14 protein-coding genes are annotated in these 19,931 nt (G+C 63.9%); 11 read left to right on the top strand and 3 right to left on the bottom strand.

The genetic code is table 11. The features are described 5' to 3' along the window. Nucleotides 1-137: 137 nt before the first annotated feature. Nucleotides 138-2,387 carry a primosomal protein N' gene (locus HUS66_RS02150; RefSeq protein ID WP_175069312.1) on the bottom strand — a complete coding sequence of 750 codons (2,250 nt, stop codon included), beginning with the start codon at nucleotides 2,385-2,387 and terminating at the stop codon, nucleotides 138-140. Between the two features lie 211 nt (nucleotides 2,388-2,598). On the opposite strand from HUS66_RS02150, the gene rpmE reads away from it, so the two are divergent. Both rpmE and HUS66_RS02140 read left to right on the top strand, forming a co-directional pair. Continuing rightward, entirely contained in the window at nucleotides 2,599-2,814 is a 216-nt protein-coding gene (gene rpmE, locus HUS66_RS02145; RefSeq protein WP_175069311.1) for a 50S ribosomal protein L31, read from the top strand. Nucleotides 2,815-3,096: 282 nt separating this feature from the next. Further along, nucleotides 3,097-4,365 (top strand): malic enzyme-like NAD(P)-binding protein, encoded by a 1,269-nt coding sequence (locus HUS66_RS02140; RefSeq protein WP_175069310.1) that lies wholly within the window; start codon nucleotides 3,097-3,099, stop codon nucleotides 4,363-4,365. Between the two features lie 95 nt (nucleotides 4,366-4,460). Here HUS66_RS02140 and HUS66_RS02135 read toward each other — a convergent pair whose 3' ends face one another. Both HUS66_RS02135 and HUS66_RS02130 read right to left on the bottom strand, forming a co-directional pair. Further along, entirely contained in the window at nucleotides 4,461-5,147 is a 687-nt protein-coding gene (locus HUS66_RS02135; protein ID WP_175069447.1) for a DUF481 domain-containing protein, read from the bottom strand. A gap of 216 nt (nucleotides 5,148-5,363) precedes the next feature. Further along, nucleotides 5,364-7,877 carry a penicillin-binding protein 1A gene (locus HUS66_RS02130; RefSeq protein WP_175069309.1) on the bottom strand — a complete coding sequence of 838 codons (2,514 nt, stop codon included), beginning with the start codon at nucleotides 7,875-7,877 and terminating at the stop codon, nucleotides 5,364-5,366. 297 nt (nucleotides 7,878-8,174) lie between these two features. Here HUS66_RS02130 and pilM point away from each other — a divergent pair, with 297 nt between their 5' ends. The 9 genes from pilM (at nucleotide 8,175) to gltB (ending at nucleotide 19,880) form a co-directional block, all read left to right on the top strand. Beyond that, complete coding sequence (gene pilM / locus HUS66_RS02125; RefSeq protein ID WP_340162723.1) at nucleotides 8,175-9,194, top strand: type IV pilus assembly protein PilM; 1,020 nt, start codon at nucleotides 8,175-8,177, stop codon at nucleotides 9,192-9,194. Continuing rightward, nucleotides 9,194-9,751: a PilN domain-containing protein gene (locus HUS66_RS02120; protein WP_175069307.1), complete on the top strand. Its 558-nt coding sequence runs from the start codon at nucleotides 9,194-9,196 to the stop codon at nucleotides 9,749-9,751. The genes pilM and HUS66_RS02120 overlap by 1 nt, the downstream gene beginning before the upstream one ends. After that, the gene (locus HUS66_RS02115; RefSeq protein ID WP_175069306.1) at nucleotides 9,748-10,383 is read left to right on the top strand and encodes a type 4a pilus biogenesis protein PilO; all 636 of its coding nucleotides are present in this window, start codon (nucleotides 9,748-9,750) and stop codon (nucleotides 10,381-10,383) included. The genes HUS66_RS02120 and HUS66_RS02115 overlap by 4 nt, the downstream gene beginning before the upstream one ends. A gap of 209 nt (nucleotides 10,384-10,592) precedes the next feature. Further along, nucleotides 10,593-11,114: a pilus assembly protein PilP gene (locus tag HUS66_RS02110; protein WP_254628645.1), complete on the top strand. Its 522-nt coding sequence runs from the start codon at nucleotides 10,593-10,595 to the stop codon at nucleotides 11,112-11,114. Nucleotides 11,115-11,153: 39 nt separating this feature from the next. Then, nucleotides 11,154-13,208 carry a type IV pilus secretin PilQ family protein gene (pilQ, locus tag HUS66_RS02105; protein WP_254628644.1) on the top strand — a complete coding sequence of 685 codons (2,055 nt, stop codon included), beginning with the start codon at nucleotides 11,154-11,156 and terminating at the stop codon, nucleotides 13,206-13,208. Next, the gene (aroK, locus tag HUS66_RS02100) at nucleotides 13,208-13,756 is read left to right on the top strand and encodes a shikimate kinase AroK (protein ID WP_175069304.1); all 549 of its coding nucleotides are present in this window, start codon (nucleotides 13,208-13,210) and stop codon (nucleotides 13,754-13,756) included. Before pilQ ends, aroK begins: the two co-directional genes overlap by 1 nt. 64 nt (nucleotides 13,757-13,820) lie before the next feature. Continuing rightward, nucleotides 13,821-14,924, top strand: coding sequence for a 3-dehydroquinate synthase (aroB, locus tag HUS66_RS02095; RefSeq protein ID WP_175069303.1), 1,104 nt, complete (start codon nucleotides 13,821-13,823; stop codon nucleotides 14,922-14,924). A gap of 158 nt (nucleotides 14,925-15,082) precedes the next feature. Then, the gene (locus HUS66_RS02090; RefSeq protein ID WP_175069302.1) at nucleotides 15,083-15,409 is read left to right on the top strand and encodes a hypothetical protein; all 327 of its coding nucleotides are present in this window, start codon (nucleotides 15,083-15,085) and stop codon (nucleotides 15,407-15,409) included. Nucleotides 15,410-15,428: 19 nt separating this feature from the next. Beyond that, the gene (gene gltB, locus HUS66_RS02085) at nucleotides 15,429-19,880 is read left to right on the top strand and encodes a glutamate synthase large subunit (protein ID WP_175069301.1); all 4,452 of its coding nucleotides are present in this window, start codon (nucleotides 15,429-15,431) and stop codon (nucleotides 19,878-19,880) included. Nucleotides 19,881-19,931: the final 51 nt, after the last annotated feature.

Here is a 19,931-nt window from a genome sequence, read left to right as displayed (position 1 = left end):
GCGTCGCTCAACTCAGCGTGATGGCGCATTATCGGCAATTGGCGCCGCGCTTTAAACCTGAATTCATAGATTAGCTGCTGCGCCAGGTCGCGTATTCCCGACGCCATCCTGGCCTGGAGCCGAGTCTGGACTCTCGGCTAGGCCAGTGTCTGGGGGTCGATATCCAGCGACCAGCGCACGCGCCGGGCGTCGCGGCAGGCCTCCAGCCAGGCCACGAGCCAGGCGCCTGCCTCGTGCAGCTGGCTGCGTTGTGCGCTGGAGAGCAGCAGCTGTACATGATAACGGTTCTGGCGACGCTCCATGGGCGCCGGCACCGGACCCAGACAGGTTACGGCATGGCCCCGCCTTGCCAGCCACTCGCGTAACGCCTCCCCGGCCTCCTTGGCGAGCCCCATGGCCTCGGCCTCCCGGGCGCTCTCGAAACGCGTCAGGGCCAGAAAGCGGAAGGGCGGCAGGGCTGCGCCGCGGCGCTCTTCGAGCAGGGCGTCGGCCAGGGCGTCGTAGCCGCGCTCGGCGAGCAAACGCAGGTGCGGGTCGTCGCTGTGCAGGGTCTGCACCAGCACGCGTCCCGGGTGGGCGGCGCGGCCGGCACGGCCGGCCACCTGGGTCAGTAGCTGCGCCGAGTGCTCCAGGGCTCGGAAGTCGCTGGCATAGAGGCCGGCATCGGCGTTGACCACCACCACCAGGGTGACATGGGGCAGATGGTGGCCCTTGGCGAGCATTTGGGTGCCGACCAAGAGGCTCGGCTCGCCGCGTTTGATCTCGGCGAGCACCTCGCCGAAGGCTTCCTTGCGGCGCGTGCTGTCGCGGTCGATGCGGTGTACCGGCACCTCCGGGAAGAGTGCTGCTAGACTTTCCTCGGCCCGCTCGGTGCCGGCTCCCAGCGGGCGTAAGTCGCCGCTTTGGCACTCTGGGCAGGCAGGCGGTAGCGGTTGCTGGCGCTCGCAGTGGTGACAGGCTAGCAGCGGCGGCTGACGGTGCAGCGTCATGCGGGCGTCGCAGTGGTCGCATTCGGCGAGCCAGCCACAGCTGTGGCAGGCAAGGGTCGGCGCGAAGCCGCGCCGGTTGATGAATACCAATACCTGATGGCCGGCGGCGAGCGTCTGACGAATGGCGTCGATCGCAGAGGGAATGAGTCCACCCTGGCGGGGGCGACCGCGCAGGTCGATCAGTTCGAGCTTGGCCGGCGGGTGGCGGCTGGCCCGCTGCGTCAGGCGCAGATGCGTATAGCGACCACTCCTGGCCTGGGCCAGGCTTTCCAGGGCCGGAGTGGCGCTGCCCAGCACTACGGGGATGCCGTGGTGGTGGGCCCGCGCCACGGCCAGGTCCCGGGCGTGGTAGCGCAGGCCTTCCTGCTGCTTCAGCGAGCCGTCGTGCTCCTCGTCGACGATGATCACCCCAGGTGCGGCCAGCGGCGTGAAGATTGCCGAGCGGGTGCCGATGATGATCGGTGCCCGCCCGCTCATGGCGGCAAGCCAGGCATCCAGGCGTTCGTGATCGGTGAGGCCTGAGTGCAGGGCCACCACCGGCACCCTGAAGCGACGGCGAAAGCGTTCGAGTGTCTGAGGGGTAAGGCCGATCTCGGGCACCAGGATCAGGGCCTGGCGGCCGCGCTGGATGACCGCCTCGATCAGTTGCAGATAGACCTCGGTCTTGCCACTGCCGGTGACGCCCTGCAGCAGGCAGGGGTGATAGCGGTCGAGGCCGTCATGCAGGGTAGAGAGGGCTGCCGCCTGCTCACGATTGAGGTTGAGTGCCGGTTCGGCAAGCAGAGTCGTCGGGCGTGGTGGGTCGCTGGCCAAGCGGGGCTCCTCCAGGCAGTCGACGAGCCCCTTGTCGCGCAGCGCCGTCAGTTGGGCGCGGCTGAACTGTTGGGCGGTGACGGCGGCGGTGGGCAGCCCCCGTGGATGCTGACGCAAGAGCTCCAACAGCTCGGCTTGGCGCCGCGCTCGGCCAAGGTCGGCGGCCTGGGTCGCCTGGCCCTTTGCGCTTAGCCGCCAGCGCTCCAGGGTGCGGGCCTCGAGCGGACGCCCCTGTCGCAGCAGCACCGGCAGTGCCTGCTGCAGAGTATCGCCGAGCGGATGCTGATAGTAGCGGGCGGTGAAGCGCGTCAGCCACAGCCAGTCAGCGGGCAGTGGGCTTTCATCCAGACAGGCTTCCACGGGCTTGAGACGGTCGAGTGCCACCTCGCTGGTGGCGCGACATTCGATGACGATGCCGACGACCGAACGTCGCCCCAGGGCGACCTGGACGCGCAGGCCGGGTCGCCAGCCGCCGGTGGGCGTCTCGAGGCCGGGCAGGTAGTCGAACAGGCGGCGCAGTGGGGTGGGTACGGCCACCCCCAGCACGCGGGGAGCGTCGGGAAGCGACGAAGCACTGGCGGACAATTGGCCTCCGAGATTGGGTCTGCTAGAATCACCGCCCTCCGCGGCCTCGATCTCGTTTCCTGGCTACCCGTTGTGGGTTGATTCAGGACATGTGAGAGAGCCGGCGGATTCCGGTTCGTTGACGTGGCCACTTGGCCGCGGGCGATCATAACCCGTATGCGGTGCCTGGCAGCAGATCAGGTGGCGGCATACCGCTTAATGAGGCTTCAAGATGAAACAAGGTATCCACCCCGATTACAAGAAGGTCTCCGCCACTTGCAGCTGTGGCGCGACCTTCGAAGTGGGCTCCACCGCGAACCACGAGTTCTACCTGGACGTCTGCTCGCAGTGCCACCCGTTCTACACCGGCAAGCAGAAGCAGGCGACCACCGGTGGCCGCGTCGAGCGCTTCAACAAGCGTTTCGGTGCTGCCGTCAAGCGCGGCTAAGCGTTTATGCCGACAGGTCGGCGACCCTTATGGGTCGTCGACCGGAGCAGAGCCCGCCCGGGATATCCCGCGGCGGGCTTTTTTGTGGAGGATCGACGGCAGAACCACCAGGATAAGCTGTGCGTTATGGGTGGGGCGCCAGGTATAAACTTCAGCAAATGGGTGGAAATGACAGCAAACGCGCGATAAAAGTTGGAAAAATAGGCCAACTTGGTTTGCGTTGTGAGGGCGGGCGTTTTTCTATATTCTTGCGCCACTTCACATGACATCACTGGACGCGACATGACTGATCCGAAGCAAGCGGCACTGGATTACCACTCCCATCCGATTCCCGGCAAGCTGTCCATTGAGCTGACCAAGCCGACGACCTCGGCGAAGCACCTGGCGCTGGCCTACAGCCCGGGTGTGGCGGAGCCCTGTCGTGAGATCGCCAAGGATCCGGAGAACGCCTACCTCTATACCGGCAAAGGCAATCTGGTGGCCGTGGTCTCCGACGGTACGGCGATTCTCGGGTTGGGCAACCTGGGGCCGCTGGCCAGCAAGCCGGTGATGGAAGGCAAGGGCGTGCTGTTCAAGAAGTTCGCCGGTATCAATTCGGTGGACATCGAGGTCGATGCCGAAAGTCCGCAGGCCTTTATCGACACCGTGGCGCGTATCGCCAATACGTGGGGCGGTATCAACCTCGAGGATATCAAGGCGCCGGAGTGCTTCGAGATCGAGCGGGCGCTGGTCGAGCGTTGCAGTATCCCGGTCTTCCACGATGATCAGCATGGCACGGCCATTGTCACGGCTGCGGGTATGCTCAACGCGCTGGATATCGCCGGCAAGTCGTTGGATAGCGCCCGCATCGTCTGCCTGGGTGCCGGTGCGGCGGCTATTGCCTGCATGAAACTGTTGGTCGCCTGTGGCGCACGGGCCGAAAATATCTTCATGCTCGACCGCAAGGGCGTGATCCACAGCGGCCGTGAAGACCTCAATCAATACAAGGCGATGTTTGCCACCGAGACCGAGCATCGCACCCTGGATGATGCCATCGAGGGCGCCGATGTCTTCGTGGGCCTGTCCGGTCCCAACCTGCTGTCGCCTGAGCAGCTCAAGACCATGGCGCCGAATCCGGTGGTCTTCGCCTGCTCCAACCCTGACCCGGAAATTCACCCCACAGACGCCAAGGCCGCCCGGGACGACGTGATCATCGCCACCGGTCGCTCGGACTTCCCGAACCAGGTCAACAACGTGTTGGGCTTTCCGTTCATCTTCCGCGGCGCTCTCGACGTGCGCGCCACCGGCATCAACGAGGAAATGAAGGTCGCGGCGGTTCACGCCCTCAAGGATTTGGCCCGGGAGCCGGTCACCGCTGAAGTGCTCGAGGCCTATGACATCGATCACCTCGAGTTCGGTCGCGGCTATATCATTCCGACACCGATGGATTCACGCCTGCTGGATCGTGTGTCCTCGGCGGTGGCCCAGGCGGCCGTGGATACCGGGGTGGCGCGCAAGCCCTACCCGGCGCATTACCCGCTGACCAGCGTAGAAGGCGTCTACGGCGACTGATGGTCGCGACGCGCTGCGCTTACCACACGCCGGCCCTTGGGCCGGCGTGTTGCGTATGGGAAGTAGGAAAGAGCGCGGAAAGAGCATCAGCAGCACTACCAGCTCAGCTGCAGCGAGGCACTGGTGGTGGTGTCGGTGCGTGCCTCAGCGCTATCCGGCGGCTGAGAGTTGTGTTTGATCTCGTGGGACAGGCGCAGTGCCAGGCGCGAGGTGAGCTTGCTGGTGATAGCGCTCAGCGAGCGCAGGGTGGTGTTCTCGCTGGTGGTTTCTATCGACATCTGCTGTTCGAAGTAGCCGGTGTCGGAAAGCGTGAAACGATAGTCCATGGCGCCATAGGCGACGGTCAGCTGCTGGCTGGCCTGGTCCTCGACGCGGTCATCGCGATAGCCGGGGCCAGCTTCCAAGGACAGCTCGTGAGTGGGGTCATCAAGGAGCTGCCGCCCGTAGCCGCCGATGGCGGTCAGCTGCCGGTCATAGCCGCTGTCGCGTTCCCGTTCCCAGCGGGTGAAGCCGAACAGGTAGTGCGGCCCGCTAAGGTCGTAGCGCTCACGCCAGGAGGCCAGGTAGTGCTCGTCCTCGGTCTCCTCGTCTTCGCTAACGGTGCGGGCCTCCAGGCGAAGCGTATGCAGCCAGTCGCCGGTGAGCCAGGCGAGCCGAGTCTTGGCGAGCAGCGTCTGGCTATTGGTGTTGCCGCTCAGGCGCGTGTAGCCCAGTTCAGCGTCGCCGCTGAGGATTGGTGCATCCGGCTTGGCCTTCGGCGGTGCGTAAAAGGGGTAGGCCATGACGGGGCCGCTGGCGGTAGCGACGCTCAAGGTGCCTACCAATAGGGTGAGTTGCAGCAGGCGGACCGGCCGCGTCGCCGCTGGCGTCTGCGTTGCGACCGCTGGTTGACCGGCGCGCCGCAGAGCTTGGTCGATGGGGCCGTGCCGGTCGCTGTATGGAAAGTGGGGAATCATGGTGCCCGATGCCCGGGGCGGAGTGCCCCGGGTCGCTGGAGATCAGAAAATGGCGTCGAAGGAACCGGTGCCCTGAGAGCCGCTCTGGGATTCGAGCTCCTGGTCGATGCTGCGCGGTGCAAGCGTTGGCAGCTCGCCGGCCACGAACATCTCCTGGATGCCGCCGGACTGGTCGTCGCGAAGCCGCTGGCCGGTGGTCGGGTCGATGCGTGCGGTCACGATGTCATCCGGGCGCTCGGGCTGTTTCTCGGCGTGGCCTTCCAGTGCCTTGCCCATGAAGTCCATCCAGATGGGCAGGGCGGCCTGACCGCCATACTCGGCGATGGTGTCGTAGTTGTCCTTACCGATCCATACGGTGGTCACCAGCTCGTCATTGAAACCTGCGAACCAGGCATCGCGGCGGTCGTTGGTGGTGCCGGTCTTGCCAACGATATCACTGCGGTTGAGGGCCAGGGCGCGGCGGCCGGTGCCGTGCTCGATGACGTCACGCAACATGCTGCGCAGCAGGTAGACAGAGCTTTCCTCGGCGACGCGCTGCGCCAGCGGATAGCGCTCACCGTCGCGCTCGACGTGATCGGCATCCGGCGAGCAGTCGCGACATGCCACCGCCGGCTCGGCCTTCTCGATCACCTTGCCGTCCCGGGAAACTTCCTTGATGAACCAGGGCGAGACCTGGAAGCCGCCATTGGCCAGCGTCGAATAGGCGTTGGTCATGGTCAAGGGCGTCAGGCTGGCGCTGCCCAACGCCAGTGACAGCCCGTTGGGCAACTCGTCCTTGGCGAAGCCGAACCCGGTCAGGAAGTCGATGGTGCGATCGAGCCCCATGGTGCGCAGAATGCGGATGGTCACCAGGTTGCGTGACTGCGCCAGCGCCTCGCGCAGCCGGGTCGGGCCGCGGAACTCGCCGCCGGAGTTGGCCGGCCGCCACAGGCCGTCATTGGACTCCATGACCACCGGAGCGTCGTTGATCACGGTGGCGGGTGTCATGCCGCCTTCCTGCAGCGCCGCTAGATAGATAAACGGCTTGAAGGTCGAACCGGGCTGGCGCTTGGCCTGAGTGGCGCGGTTGAACTTGCTGGAGGCAAAGCTGAAGCCGCCTTGCAGAGCCAGGACGGCGCCGCTGTCGGGGGCTTGAACGATGATCGACCCTTCGGCGGCGGGACGCTGGGAAAGACGCCAGCTGCCATCGTCCTGCTCGAGGATGCGGACCAGTGAGCCGCGATCGGCAATATCGCCAGCAGAGCTCGGCGGTCGCCCACGGCTGTAGGGGCTCAGATAGGGGTCTGCCCACTCGAGGCCGCTCCAGGGCAGTGTGATGGCCTTGCCGTCGCGACTGAGCACGCGCATCTCGCGGCCCTCGGTAGTGACGACGATCGCCGGCTCCAGAGGCCCATAGGCAGGCGTGCGCTCGAGGACGCGCAGCCAGTTGCTGACGTCGCCATCGATGCCGCTGATCTGGGTCTGGCTACGTTCGGCGGCCTGTCGAGCCGTCTCGCGGACCTCGGATTCGGACAGCTCTTCTTCGAGGCCGCTGCGCTGGGTGCGGTTCTGTGCTTCCACTAGGCTTGCCGGGATGTCGGTTTCCTCGGCTCCTCGCCAGCCGTGACGGGTGTCGTACTCGATTAGCCCTTTGGTCAGCGCCTGGCGGGCCAGTGGCTGCAGTTGGCTGTCGAGGGTCGTGGTGACCTTGTAGCCGCCAGTATAGGCATCGTCATAGCGGTCGACGATGAACTGGCGGGCCATTTCGGCCACGTAATCGGCGTCGACATCTAACTGGGTGGCGAAGCGCCGCGCGGTGATCGGGGCCTGTACGGCGGCTTCGTAGCGCTCGGCATCGATGTGGCCAAGCTCGCGCATGCGATAGAGGATCCAGTTACGGCGGATCAGCGAGCGCTCGGGGTTGGTCAGCGGGTTGAAGTTCGAGGGCGCCTTGGGCAGGCCGGCAATCATCGCGGTCTGGGCCAGGCTCAACTCGGAGAGCGGCTTGCCATAGTAGGTTTCGGCGGCGGCACCGATGCCATAGGAGCGGTGGCCGAGGAAGATCTTGTTGACATAGAGGGTAAGGATCTCTTCCTTGCTCAGCACCTGCTCCATCTGCAGCGCCAGCAGTATTTCTCGGATCTTGCGGGTAAAGGTCCGATCAAGGGTCAGCAGATAGTTACGGGCCACCTGCATGGTAATGGTGCTGCCGCCGGACTGAATGTCGCCGCCGCTGGCGACCAGCTCGGTGGCGGCGCGCAGCAGGCCCTTGGGGTCGACGCCGGGGTGCTCGAAGAATCCGGCATCCTCTGCAGACAGCAGGGCGTCGATCATGTCCTTGGGGATCTCGTCGTAGCTTACTGGCAGACGACGTTCTTCACCGAACTCGCCGATCAGCTTGTCGTCGCGAGTGTAGATGCGCAATGGGGTCTGCAGTTCGAAGTCCTGTAGCTGGCGCACGTCGGGAAGGCCAGGGGCGAAGTACAGGGCGGCGCCGACCAGGGCCAGGACGCCGGATACGCTCAGGGATAGCGTGATCCATATCGCCGATGCGGCAAGCGTTTTGAATAGCTTCATGAAAACCTAGTACTCATGATGAACGGTGGCTGGGCGATGGTGCTGAGAGCGAGACTTCCGTGGAGGGCCGTATTATAGGAACCTGGGCGTCAGGTCACCAGCGTTGAAGGTATTGAACGGCGCCTAAAGTGTTAGCATTCGTAGAATCATGTAGTCTGGCCTGTATGAGCTTTGTAGCCTGAGTGCAGCGCAGTCGATTACTGCGTGGATACGAGACAATGTAGGCTTGAAATATAGGCTTGAGTTGGGGGTGAGGCCTTGAAAAGGCTCAGAAGGTCCGGAAAAGGGTTGATCGGGGTGGATATTTCCTCGGCGACCGTAAAGCTGATTGAGCTCAAGCACGTTCGTGGCCAGCGCCGGGTGGAAAGTTATGCGGTGCGGCCTTTGCGTGAGGGCACCGTGGTCGAGCGGCGCATTCGTGATATGGGCGCCGTCGCCGAAGCGCTGCAGCGCGCCGTCGTCCAGGCCCAACCTGGCACGCGAGACGCCTGCGTCGCCGTGCCTGCCAGCGCTGCCATTACCAAGACGCTGATTCTGCCTGCCTCCCTCAATGACGAGGAGATCGAGGCCCGCATCGAACTCGAATCCGACAAGCATATTCCCTTTCCGTTTAGCGAGGTCTCCTTCGATTTTCAGCGCCTGGGCATCAATGAGCGCTATACCGATCAGCAGGACGTACTTTTGGTGGCCTGTCGCAACCAAGACGTCAACCAGTTGACCGAGGCGCTGCTTCAAGCCGGCCTGACGCCCGCAGCGGTCGATGTCGAAACCTTCGCCATGGAGCGTGCCTTCAATGAGCTCCAGCAGCAGATGGTGGCCAGCAGCGCCGAAGAGTGCGTGGCGCTGGTCGATATCGGCGCCAACATGAACGCCTTCCATGTACTCAAGGGTGGGCGCACCGTCTATAGCCGTGACACTGTCTTCGGCGGCCGGCGCCTGACCGATGAAATTGCCAATCGCTACGAGCTTACCTTAGAAGAAGCAGGGCTTGCCAAGAAACGCGGTGGATTGCCCGATGATTACGCCACCAATGTCTTGATGCCCTTCATCGAGACGCTCGTGCAGCAGGTCGGCCGCTCCCTGCAGCTTTACTATACCGCGGGGCGCAAGGAAAAAGTGCATCGCTTGATACTGGCCGGTGGGTCCAGTGTGATTCCCGGACTCAAGGAACGTCTGGTCGAGGAAACCGGCATGGATGTGGTGAACGCCAATCCGTTTAGGCGCATGCAGGTCAATCCCCGCATCAATGCCCAGGCGCTGGCCAATGATGCACCGGCCATGCTGACCGCCTGTGGACTGGCCATGAGGGGGCGCTGATGGCGATCGAAATCAATCTGCTGCCCTGGCGCGAGGCGCAGCGTGAGCGTCGCGGCAAGCGTTTCAACCTGGCCCTTGGGCTGATGGCGGTCCTTGGACTGGGCGGCGGCTATGCGATGACCTTCTACTACGATCACCAGCTGGATGTGCAGCAGCAGCGCAATGAGCATATCCGCGCCGAGTCTGTCCTGCTCAAGCAGGATATTCAGGATATGCACGATGATGAACAGAGTCGCGACATCATACGCAACAAGATCGATGTCTTCAGTCAGCTTCAGGAGGGGCGCGGCCAGACGGTGCGCGTCTTCAATGCTCTCAGCGCCAGTCTTCAGGAAGGGGTGTACTACTCGAAGCTGTCTCGTGCCGGCCAGCGGCTGAGCCTGGATGGCGTGGCCGAGGATAACTACCAGGTTTCCGACCAGCTGCGTGCCCTTGAGGCGGCGCCTGTGCTGGGCGTGCCGGTGCTATCGCAGGTCGAGGGCGATGAGCAGGGAGGCAGGCGCTTTTCGCTGAGCGTGGATCAGCGCTTGACCGCCTCGGTCGAGGAGGCGCCATGAACCTATCGGCCGAATGGCGTCGCCTGCGTGAGCTGGATTGGCGGGAGCTGGATATAAAGGAGGCCGGTGGCTGGCCCTGGACGCTTCAGGTGGGCTGCTGCTTGCTGGTGCTGGGACTGACCTGCTTTGCCATGGACTGGTACCTGGCGACTCCCAAGGTGGAAGCTCTTGAGCAGGCGCGTCGCGAAGAGGCGCAGCTGTTGAACACCTATGGTCGAGAGGCGGCGCAAGCAGCGAGGCTGCCGGCCATGGAAGAACAGGTGGCTACCCTCAATGCTCGTCTCGAGAGTCTGCTGGAAATGCTGCCCAGCGGTGCCGAGATTCCTGCGCTGATCGACGATATCAGCAAGACGGCCCTGGACAACCAGCTGTCCATCGAGGCGATCCGCCTGCGAGAGCCGGTGCCCAAGGAGCACTATATCGAGCGACCCTTCGACATTCGCGTGCGCGGTGAATATCACCGCATCGGCGCTTTCCTGGCAGGGGTGGCAGCCCTGCCGCGCATCGTCACGCTGCATGACTTCAGCCTCTCGCCGGTCGACGATGGTGAGCGATTGGAGCTATCCATGCTGGCTCGCACCTACAGTTATGCGCCCAGCGCAAAAGCGAGTGACGAGGAGGCGTCGCCATGAGTCAGCGTAATGCCCCTAGGGATAGGGGCGCCGCCTCCCTATTTCGTGGCCTCTTGCACCGCTACCCCTTTCCAAAGGACGAGCAAGAGGGCGCTCAAAGGGGCGGGCACAAGGGCAGGGCGGTACCGTGGCATTGGCAGGCGCATTCGTGGGCGAGACCGGCATCGCGGGAGTGCTTTCCACGGACTTTCACGCCCCGGACTTTCGCGTTGTCGCTGGCTCTCGGCCTGTCGTTGACGGGGTGTAGCGAACCCGATATCGCCGGGCTGGATAAGAAGCTGAGCGAGCTGCGAGCCGATCCCGGTAGCGTGGAGCTGCCACCGGTTCCCGAGCTGCCTCACTATGCTGCCGTGGCCTATGACCAGTCGAGTCGTCGTAGCCCCTTCCTGGCCCGTCAGCCGGCGCCCGAGACGGCGCCCGAAGGCTCCGTCGACCTGGCGCCTGACCCAGACCGCGCATTGGATCCGCTCGAAGCCTATCCCCTCGACGAGCTCGTGCTGGTGGGTACCTTGAGTGTGGGCAATCGGCCCTCGGCGCTGGTGCGGGCCCCCGATGGCGAAGTGCATCGACTGACCAGCGGCGATCACCTGGGCACCGATTATGGCCGCATCGTCAGTATCACCGAGCGCTCTGTGCAGCTTGTCGAAGTAGTCAACAATGGGCGCGGCGGCTGGATCGAGCGCACGCGTCGCTTAACGCTGGACGATCCTACAACGAAACAGGCCGGCTGAAGATACGGCCGTGCCACGCAGGCAACAAGGGACACGACGATGCAAATCATGATGCGCGTATTGCTGGCATTCATGCTGGTCTGGGGGCTTCCGGCCACGGCCCTGGCCGCGTCGACGCTGACTGGGCTCGAGGTTCGCCAGGGCAGTGCCGGTGAGCTGGAAGTCGACATGCGCTTCGACGGCGACGTGCCCCAGGTGCGCGGCTATCGGCTCGATTCGCCTCCCCGGTTGAGCATCGACCTGGTCGAGACTGCCAACGGCCTCAGCGAGCGCCGGCGTGAGATCGGGCTGGCCGGGGTCGATCGCCTGATCACGCTGGAGGCGGGGTCGCGCACGCGGCTGGTGTTCGATCTCGACGCACCGCTGGCCTATCGCACTCGACAGGTCGGAAATCGTCTTGAGCTGGTGATCGGCGGTGATGCCCCGCCAGAGGGCGAGGTGGCGAATGCACAGGCCTCACCGCCCTCCGCTCCTGACGATGTCGGCCGTGATCCGCAGATCTCGAGCTTCGACTTCCAGCGCGGCGTCGAAGGTGGGGGGAGGCTGGTGGTCAACTTCGACCGGGCCGGGGTGGCCTCTCAGGTGCGTGAGTCTGGAAACAGCATCATCGCCGAACTTCCAGGTGTCGACCTGCCCGAGGCTCAGGATCAGGTGCTTGACGTCACCGATTTCGGCACACCGATGACGCGTGTCGTGCCGAGCCGGGTTGCCAATGGCGTGCGTCTGTCGATCGACACCCAGGGCGACTATGCGATGTTCTCGACGCTTCAGGGCCGCCAACTGATCGTTGAAGCGCGTCCCGTCACGCGAGAGCAGCAGCCGGATCGCGACGAGGCGCGTACCAGCTACCAAGGCGAGCGTATCAGCCTGAACTTCCAGGACATTGAGGTGCGCGCGGTGCTGGCCATCATCTCCGATGTCAGCGGTCTCAACCTGGTGGCAAGCGATAGCGTCAGCGGTCGAGTCACCCTCAATCTCGATGACGTGCCCTGGGACCAGGCCCTTGAGCTGGTGCTCAAGAGCCATGGCCTTGCCAGTCGTCGCGAAGGTAACGTGATCGTGGTGGCGCCCGCCAGTGAGCTTGCCAGCATCGAGCGCCAGGAAATCGAGGCTCGGGAGCAGATGCAGGTCCTCGCCCCTCTGACCACCGAATACGTACAGGTCAAATACGCCAAGGCCGCCGACCTGGCCAAGTTGTTGCGTGGTGGTGAAGGCTTCGGCTTGCTCACCGAGCGCGGCCGGGTCAGTGTCGATGAACGTACCAATACCCTGCTGATTCAGGACACTGCCGATCAGATCCGCGAGATTCTGCGTACCGTCGAGAAGCTCGACGTCGCCGTGCGCCAGGTGCAGATCGAGGCGCGAATCGTGATTGCCCGAGATGGGGTGACCCAGGAGCTGGGCGTCAACTGGGGAATGTCGTCGGCCGATAGCATCAATGGCGTGCTGGGCAATGGCAGCAGCGCCAATCTGAGTGGCGCCTCTAACGGCGTTGCCAGCAACGGGGGGCTGGCGGTCGATTTGGGGAGTGCCGATTCGGCCTCGACCAGCTTCTCCTTCGGCTACCTGTCGGGCGACGTGCTGCTCGATCTCGAGCTCAATGCGCTGGAGACCGAGAACAAGAGCCAGACCATCTCCCAGCCAAGGGTCATCACCGCCAATCAGCGCACCGCGACCATCAAGCAGGGCCAGGAGATTCCCTATCAGGAGTCGACCTCCAGCGGGGCGACCAACATCGAGTTCAAGGAGGCGGTGCTGTCGCTTGAGGTCACGCCGCAGATCACACCGGACAATCGAGTGATCATGGATCTCGCCATCAACAACGATACCGTCTCCGATCAGAGCTTCGCTGGCGCCCCCGCCATCGATACCAATCAGATCGAGACCCAGGTGCTGGTGGATAACGGCGAAACGGTGGTGCTGGGTGGCATCCTGACTCAGGAAGAGCTGCGCAGCCTGTCCAAGACGCCCTTCCTGGGTGATTTGCCGGTGCTTGGCCAGCTGTTCCGCTATACCCAAGAACAGAACGAGAAGGTAGAGTTGCTGATATTCATCACTCCCAGGATTCTCGAGGACAGGCTGGCCCTTCGCTGATGCAGGACGATCTCCCCAACGTTTTTCTGATCGGCCCCATGGGGGCCGGTAAAAGCACCATCGGCCGCCTGCTGGCGGCCGAGCTGCGCCGCGAGTTTTTCGACAGCGACCACGAGATACAGGCCCGCTGCGGGGCCGATATCCCCTGGATCTTCGATGTGGAAGGTGAAGCCGGCTTTCGTGAGCGCGAACAGCAGGTGATTGGCGAGCTGACACAGTATCCCGGCGTGGTCATGGCCACCGGAGGCGGCGCCGTGATGCGGGAAGCCAATCGTCGCGCGCTGCGCGAGCGCGGCACGGTGATCTATCTCTACACGACCGTCGAGCAGCAGCTGAGGCGCACCGCTCGCGACCGCAATCGACCGCTGTTGCAGCGAGACGATCGCGAAGAGGTGCTGCGCACCCTGTTTACCCGTCGCGACCCGCTGTATCGGGCGACCGCTGACCTGGTAGTGCGCACCGATCGCCGTGGCCCCAAGGCGGTGGTGGGTGAAATCGTGCGCCGTGTGAGCCGCCAGCTCGATCCGCTGATGTCCTGCAAGGCCTGACGGTGCCCTTGCCGCACCTCTTAACCGAGTCTTTCTGACCGAGTCTTTCTGACCGAGCTTTCTCATGCCCCAGTCCGACGCTATCCGCACCCTCAGCGTGGCGCTCGATGAGCGCAGCTACCCGATCCATATTGGTCCCGGCCTGCTGGGCCGTGCCGGTACCATTACCCCTTATCTCGCCGGCCGCCAGGTGATGGTCGTCACCAACGAGACGGTCGCGCCGCTCTATCTCGAGGCCTTCAAGCGAGGGCTGCCCGAGGATCTCGAGGTCGAAGAGGTGGTATTGCCTGACGGTGAGCACACCAAGACCCTGGAATCCGTGGCCCGTATCTGGGATGCCCTGCTGGCCGCCGGCTTCAACCGTCGCTGTACCCTGATTGCCCTGGGGGGCGGCGTGATCGGCGACATGACTGGCTATGCTGCGGCCTGTTATCAGCGCGGCGTCGCCTTCATTCAGGTCCCGACGACGCTGCTTTCTCAGGTCGATTCCTCGGTGGGTGGCAAGACCGGGGTCAACCACCCTCGTGGCAAGAACATGATTGGCGCCTTCTGGCAGCCCAAGGCGGTGCTGATCGACACCGATACCCTCGACACTTTGCCATCCCGGGAGCTTTCGGCGGGGCTCGCCGAGGTGATCAAGTACGGTTTGATACGCGATCTCGAGTTCCTGGCCTGGCTCGAGGCGAGGATGGATGCGCTGCGCGGCCTTGACGGCAGTGCGCTGCGCGAGGCGATCTATAGAAGCTGTGCCATCAAGGCCGAGGTGGTGGCCGCCGATGAGACCGAGCAGGGCGCCCGGGCGCTGCTCAATTTGGGGCACACCTTTGGCCATGCCATCGAGGCACACCAAGGCTATGGTGCCTGGCTGCACGGCGAGGCGGTGGGTACCGGTATGCTGATGGCCGCCGAGCTCTCGCAGCGCCTGGGGTGGCTGACTCAGGACGAGGTGGATCGCACGGCGGCGGTCATCGCTGCCGCCGGCCTTCCGCCGGCGGCGCCCGAAGACATGGGGGTGGATGACTTCCTGGCTGTGATGCGACTGGACAAGAAGAACATCGACGCCCGGCTGCGTCTGGTGCTATTGCGAAGCTTGGGTGATGCCACTCTGTACGACTCGACTCCACCTGAGGTGCTCGAGAGACTGCTGGCAGACTTCCCTCGTTGCTAGAGGGTGATATCGCTGGACTGGAAATCAGGCGTCCGTGTTTCACGGGCGCCTTTTTTGTGGCCGGACTGGCGGCTAGATCTGTGTTGTATCGGCGGTGAAAAATATCGGCACGGCTTGGGGGCGGTCTGGTCTGGCGCTATCGCAATGGCTGGCTGTCGATGGCTAGAAAACAATTCGCATGGCTTATGCATGATTGGCATGCCCTTGAGCGGTTTTTTGCGACTAAAGTCTATAGCGCTGGAGTTGTCGTGCAGCCAGAGTCCAAGTGGTTGACCTGTCAGGGTTTTTTGCCGAAAAGATACGCTAAGGTGCGGTTTTTCGGCGGTTTTTTATACGCCAAGGTGGGTGGGGAATTGCGCCGAGCGAGGGGGCTGGCTATGCTGGTTAGCCTTTTTCGGCGCCAGAAAACGGCATTTGGCAACGATGCAGAAATAAATAAAACCGATAAGTATATCGTTGAAGCCGTCTGGACACAAGACTACTGAATATTGATGAGGCGCGCCCATGAGACAAGGTCTCCACCAGCCCGGTGAATTTCGCGACAACTGCGGCTTCGGCCTGATTGCGCACATGGAAGGGCAGGCCAGCCATGACCTGCTGAAAACGGCGATCGAGTCGCTGACCTGCATGACCCACCGTGGCGGCATCGCCGCCGACGGCAAGACCGGCGACGGCTGCGGCCTGCTGCTGAAGATGCCTATCGACTTCATGCGAGCCGTGGCCCGGGACTCACTGGGCGTCGAACTCGGGGAGCGCTTTGCCGTTGGCAGCATTTTTCTGCCGGATGACGATGCTCGCGAACAGGCCGCCCGTGAGGTGCTAAGCGGCGAGCTCGAGGCTCGTGGCCTGACCGTGCATGGCTGGCGCGACGTGCCTATCGACGCGAGCGTCTGTGGCCCCATGGCGCTGGATTGCCTGCCGCGCATCCGTCAGGTCTTCATCACTGCCGGTGACGATCGCCTCGAGGCCGAGCTGGGCGTCGATCTTTTCATGGCGCGCCGCCGCGCCGAGGAAAAGCTGGCCGGTGAGCCTGAGTTCTATGTCTGCTCGCTGTCCTCTCAGGTGGTGTCCTACAAGGGCCTGATGATGCCGGTGGATCTGCCCACCTTCTATCAGGACCTGGGTGACGAGCGTCTCGAGACTGCCATCTGCGTCTTCCACCAGCGTTTCTCGACCAATACCGCACCGCGCTGGCCGCTGGCCCAGCCGTTCCGCCTGCTGGCTCACAACGGTGAGATCAACACCATCGAGGCCAACCGTGGCTGGGCGAACTCGCGCAAGGAAAACTTCGTCAACGAGCGCCTGACCGAGATCGCCGAGCTCGACGAGATCGTCAATACCTCCGGTTCCGATTCCTCGAGCATGGACAACATGCTCGAGGTGCTGATGGCCGGCGGCATGGATATCTACAACGCTGTGCGCATGATGGTGCCGCCGGCCTGGCAGAACGTGGAGACCATGGACGGCGACCTGCGCGCCTTCTATGAGTACAACTCCATGCACATGGAGCCTTGGGACGGGCCCGCCGGCATGGTGATGACCGACGGCCGTCACGCCGTCTGCATGCTCGACCGCAACGGCCTGCGTCCGGCCCGCTGGGTGATCACCAAGAACGGCTATATCACTCTGGCCTCCGAGATCGGTACCTATGGCTATCGGCCCGAAGACGTGGTGGCCAAGGGGCGCGTCGGCCCCGGCCAAGTGCTGGGTATCGACACCCAGACCGGTGAGATCCTGCACACCGAAGATATCGATAACCGCCTGAAGTCGGCTTACCCCTATCGTCGCTGGCTCAAGGACGAGGCCAGCTATCTGGAATCGGCGCTGACCGAGCTGGCCCGCTTCCAGCCCATGGACGCCGACGAACTCAACGTTCACCAGAAGCTCTTCCAGATCACCTTCGAGGAGCGCGACCAGCTGCTGCGTCCACTGGCGGAGAGCGGTCAGGAGGCAGTGGGCTCGATGGGCGATGACACGCCCATGGCGGTGCTGTCGCGCCACGAGCGTCTGCTCACCGACCACTTCCGCCAGAAGTTCGCCCAGGTCACCAATCCGCCCATCGATCCACTGCGCGAAGCGATCGTGATGTCGCTGGAGACCATCTGCGGCGCCGAGCTCAACGTCTTCGATGCCACGCCCGAGCACGCACATCGCCTGATCCTGACGACCCCGGTGCTGTCGCCGCGCAAGTTCACCGCGCTGGTCAGTCAGGACGACCCGGCCTTCGCGAGCCAGCATCTGTCCCTGGCCTACGACCCCGAGACCACCGGACTCAAGCAGGCCATTCAGGTGCTCTGCCGGCAGGCCGAGGACGCCGCCCGCAGCGGCAAGGTGATCCTGGTGCTGAGTGATGCCGGCCTGAAAAAGGGTCAATTGCCGATTCAGGCCGCGCTGGCCGTGGGCGCCGTGCATCATCACCTGGGTCGCGAGGCGCTGCGCCCGCGGGTCAACCTGGTCGTCGAGACTGGCTACGCCCGGGACGCCCATCAGATGGCGGTGCTGTTCGGCGTCGGTGCCACCGCGGTCTATCCGTATCTCGCCTACCAGGTGATGGCCGACATGCATCGCACCGGCGAGCTTACCGGCAATCCGGCAGACGCCCGCGAGAATTACCGCAAGGGCCTGCAGAAGGGGCTTTACAAGATTCTCTCCAAGATGGGGATCTCGACCCTGGCGTCCTACCGGGGGGCTCAGCTGTTCGAGGCGGTGGGTCTTGGCAGCGAGGTCATGGACCTGTGCTTCACCAATATGGCGTCGCGTATCCAAGGGGCCGGTTTCAGCGAATTGCAGATGCAGCAGGAGTTGCTGGCCCGCCGTGCCTGGACCCCGCGCAAGGGTATTGGCCAGGGTGGCCTGGTCAAATATGTTCACGGCAAGGAATATCACGCCTACAACCCCGACGTGGTGACCACGCTGCAACAGGCGGTGCAGCAGGGTGATTACCAGAAGTGGAAGAAATTTGCCGCCCTGGTCAACGAGCGCCCGGTCGCGACCGTTCGCGATCTGCTGACATTGAAGCCCGCCGCCGAGCCGGTACCGCTCGAGGAGGTCGAGGCCATTGATGACTTGATTCCGCGCTTCGACAGCGCCGGGATGTCGCTGGGTGCGCTGTCGCCGGAGGCTCACGAGGCGCTGGCCCAGGCCATGAACGAGGCCGGCGGGCGCTCCAACTCCGGCGAGGGCGGTGAGGATCCGGCCCGCTACGGCACCATCCGCTCATCGAAGATCAAGCAGATTGCCTCAGGACGCTTCGGCGTTACGCCGGCCTACCTGGTCAATGCCGAGGTGTTGCAGATCAAGGTCGCTCAGGGCGCCAAGCCCGGCGAGGGTGGCCAGTTGCCCGGTGGCAAGGTCAACGAGCTGATCGCGCGGCTGCGCTATGCGGTGCCCGGCGTGACCCTGATCTCGCCGCCCCCGCACCACGACATCTACTCGATCGAGGACCTGGCTCAGCTGATCTTCGATCTCAAACAGGTCAATCCTGACGCCCAGGTGTCGGTGAAGCTGGTCTCCGAGCCGGGTATCGGCACCATCGCCACGGGTGTGGCCAAGGCCTATGCCGACCTGATCACCGTATCCGGCTACGATGGCGGCACCGCGGCGAGCCCGCTGACCTCGATCAAGCATGCCGGCAGCCCTTGGGAGCTCGGCCTGCCCGAGGTCCACCAGGCGCTGCGCATCAATGGGCTGCGCGACAAGATCCGCCTGCAGACCGACGGCGGCCTGAAGACCGGCCTCGATGTGGTCAAGGCGACGATTCTCGGCGCCGAGAGCTTCGGCTTTGGCACGGCGCCGATGGTGGCGCTAGGCTGCAAGTACCTGCGCATCTGCCACCTCAACAACTGCGCGACCGGTGTGGCCACCCAGGATCAGTTTCTGCGCGACGAGCATTTCCGCGGCACCGTGGATATGGTCAAGCACTACTTCCGTTTCATCGCCGAAGAAGTGCGCGAGCTGATGGCGCTGCTCGGCGTGCGCAAGCTCACCGACCTGATCGGACGAACCGACCTGCTCGAGGTGCTCGAAGGCCAGACCAGCGCCCAGCGCAAGCTCGATCTAACGCCACTGCTCGAGAACGATCATGTGCCGGCCGATGCGCCGCAGTTTTGCCGTGTCAGCCGCAACGTGCCCCATGACCCGGGCGCCAAGAACCTCGAGGTGCTCGAGTCGCTGCGCCCGGCCATCGACAATAAGTCGGGCGGCGAGTTTGACTTCGCCATCACCAACTGCGATCGCAGCGTGGCGGCCATGACTTCCGGCGCCATTGCCAAGCGCTACGGCGAGGCGGGCCTCGAGGACGCGCCGATCACCGTGCGCTTCCAGGGCGTGGCTGGTCAGAGCTTCGGGGTGTGGAACGCACGCGGCCTGAACCTGTATCTGGAGGGCGATGCCAACGACTACGTCGGCAAGGGCATGAACGGCGGCTCGATCACTATCGTGCCGCCAAAGGGTAGCCAATTCGAGAGCCATCAGACGGCGATCATCGGCAATACCTGTCTGTATGGTGCCACCGGGGGCACCCTGTACGCCGCCGGTACCGCCGGCGAGCGCTTCGCGGTGCGCAACTCCGGTGCCATTGCCGTCATCGAAGGCGCTGGCGACCATTGCTGCGAGTACATGACCGGCGGTCTGGTCACGGTCCTCGGCGAGACCGGCGTTAACTTTGGCGCGGGCATGACCGGCGGTTTTGCCTACGTGATCGACGAGGATCGTACCTTCGTCGACAAGTACAACCACGAACTGGTGGAGATCCACCGGATCAACACCGAAGCCATGGAGGCGTACCGGCGCCACCTGAGGGAGGTCATCGAGGGCTATGTCGCCGTCACCGGCTCGGCACGGGGCGCGGCGATTCTCGAGGACTTCGGCCACTTCATTCGCCATTTCTGGCTGGTGAAGCCCAAGGCCGCGAGTCTTGGCAGTTTGCTCGCCGAGTCCCGGCGGCGACCCGAGTAAGCCGAGTCCCGGCGGCCCTGAGCAAGGGCCGCGTCCCGGCGGGGCGTCCGC

This window comes from Onishia taeanensis (assembly GCF_013349955.1).
GTDB lineage: Bacteria > Pseudomonadota > Gammaproteobacteria > Pseudomonadales > Halomonadaceae > Onishia > Onishia taeanensis_B.
This window is presented reverse-complemented; position numbering and strand designations above follow the sequence as displayed.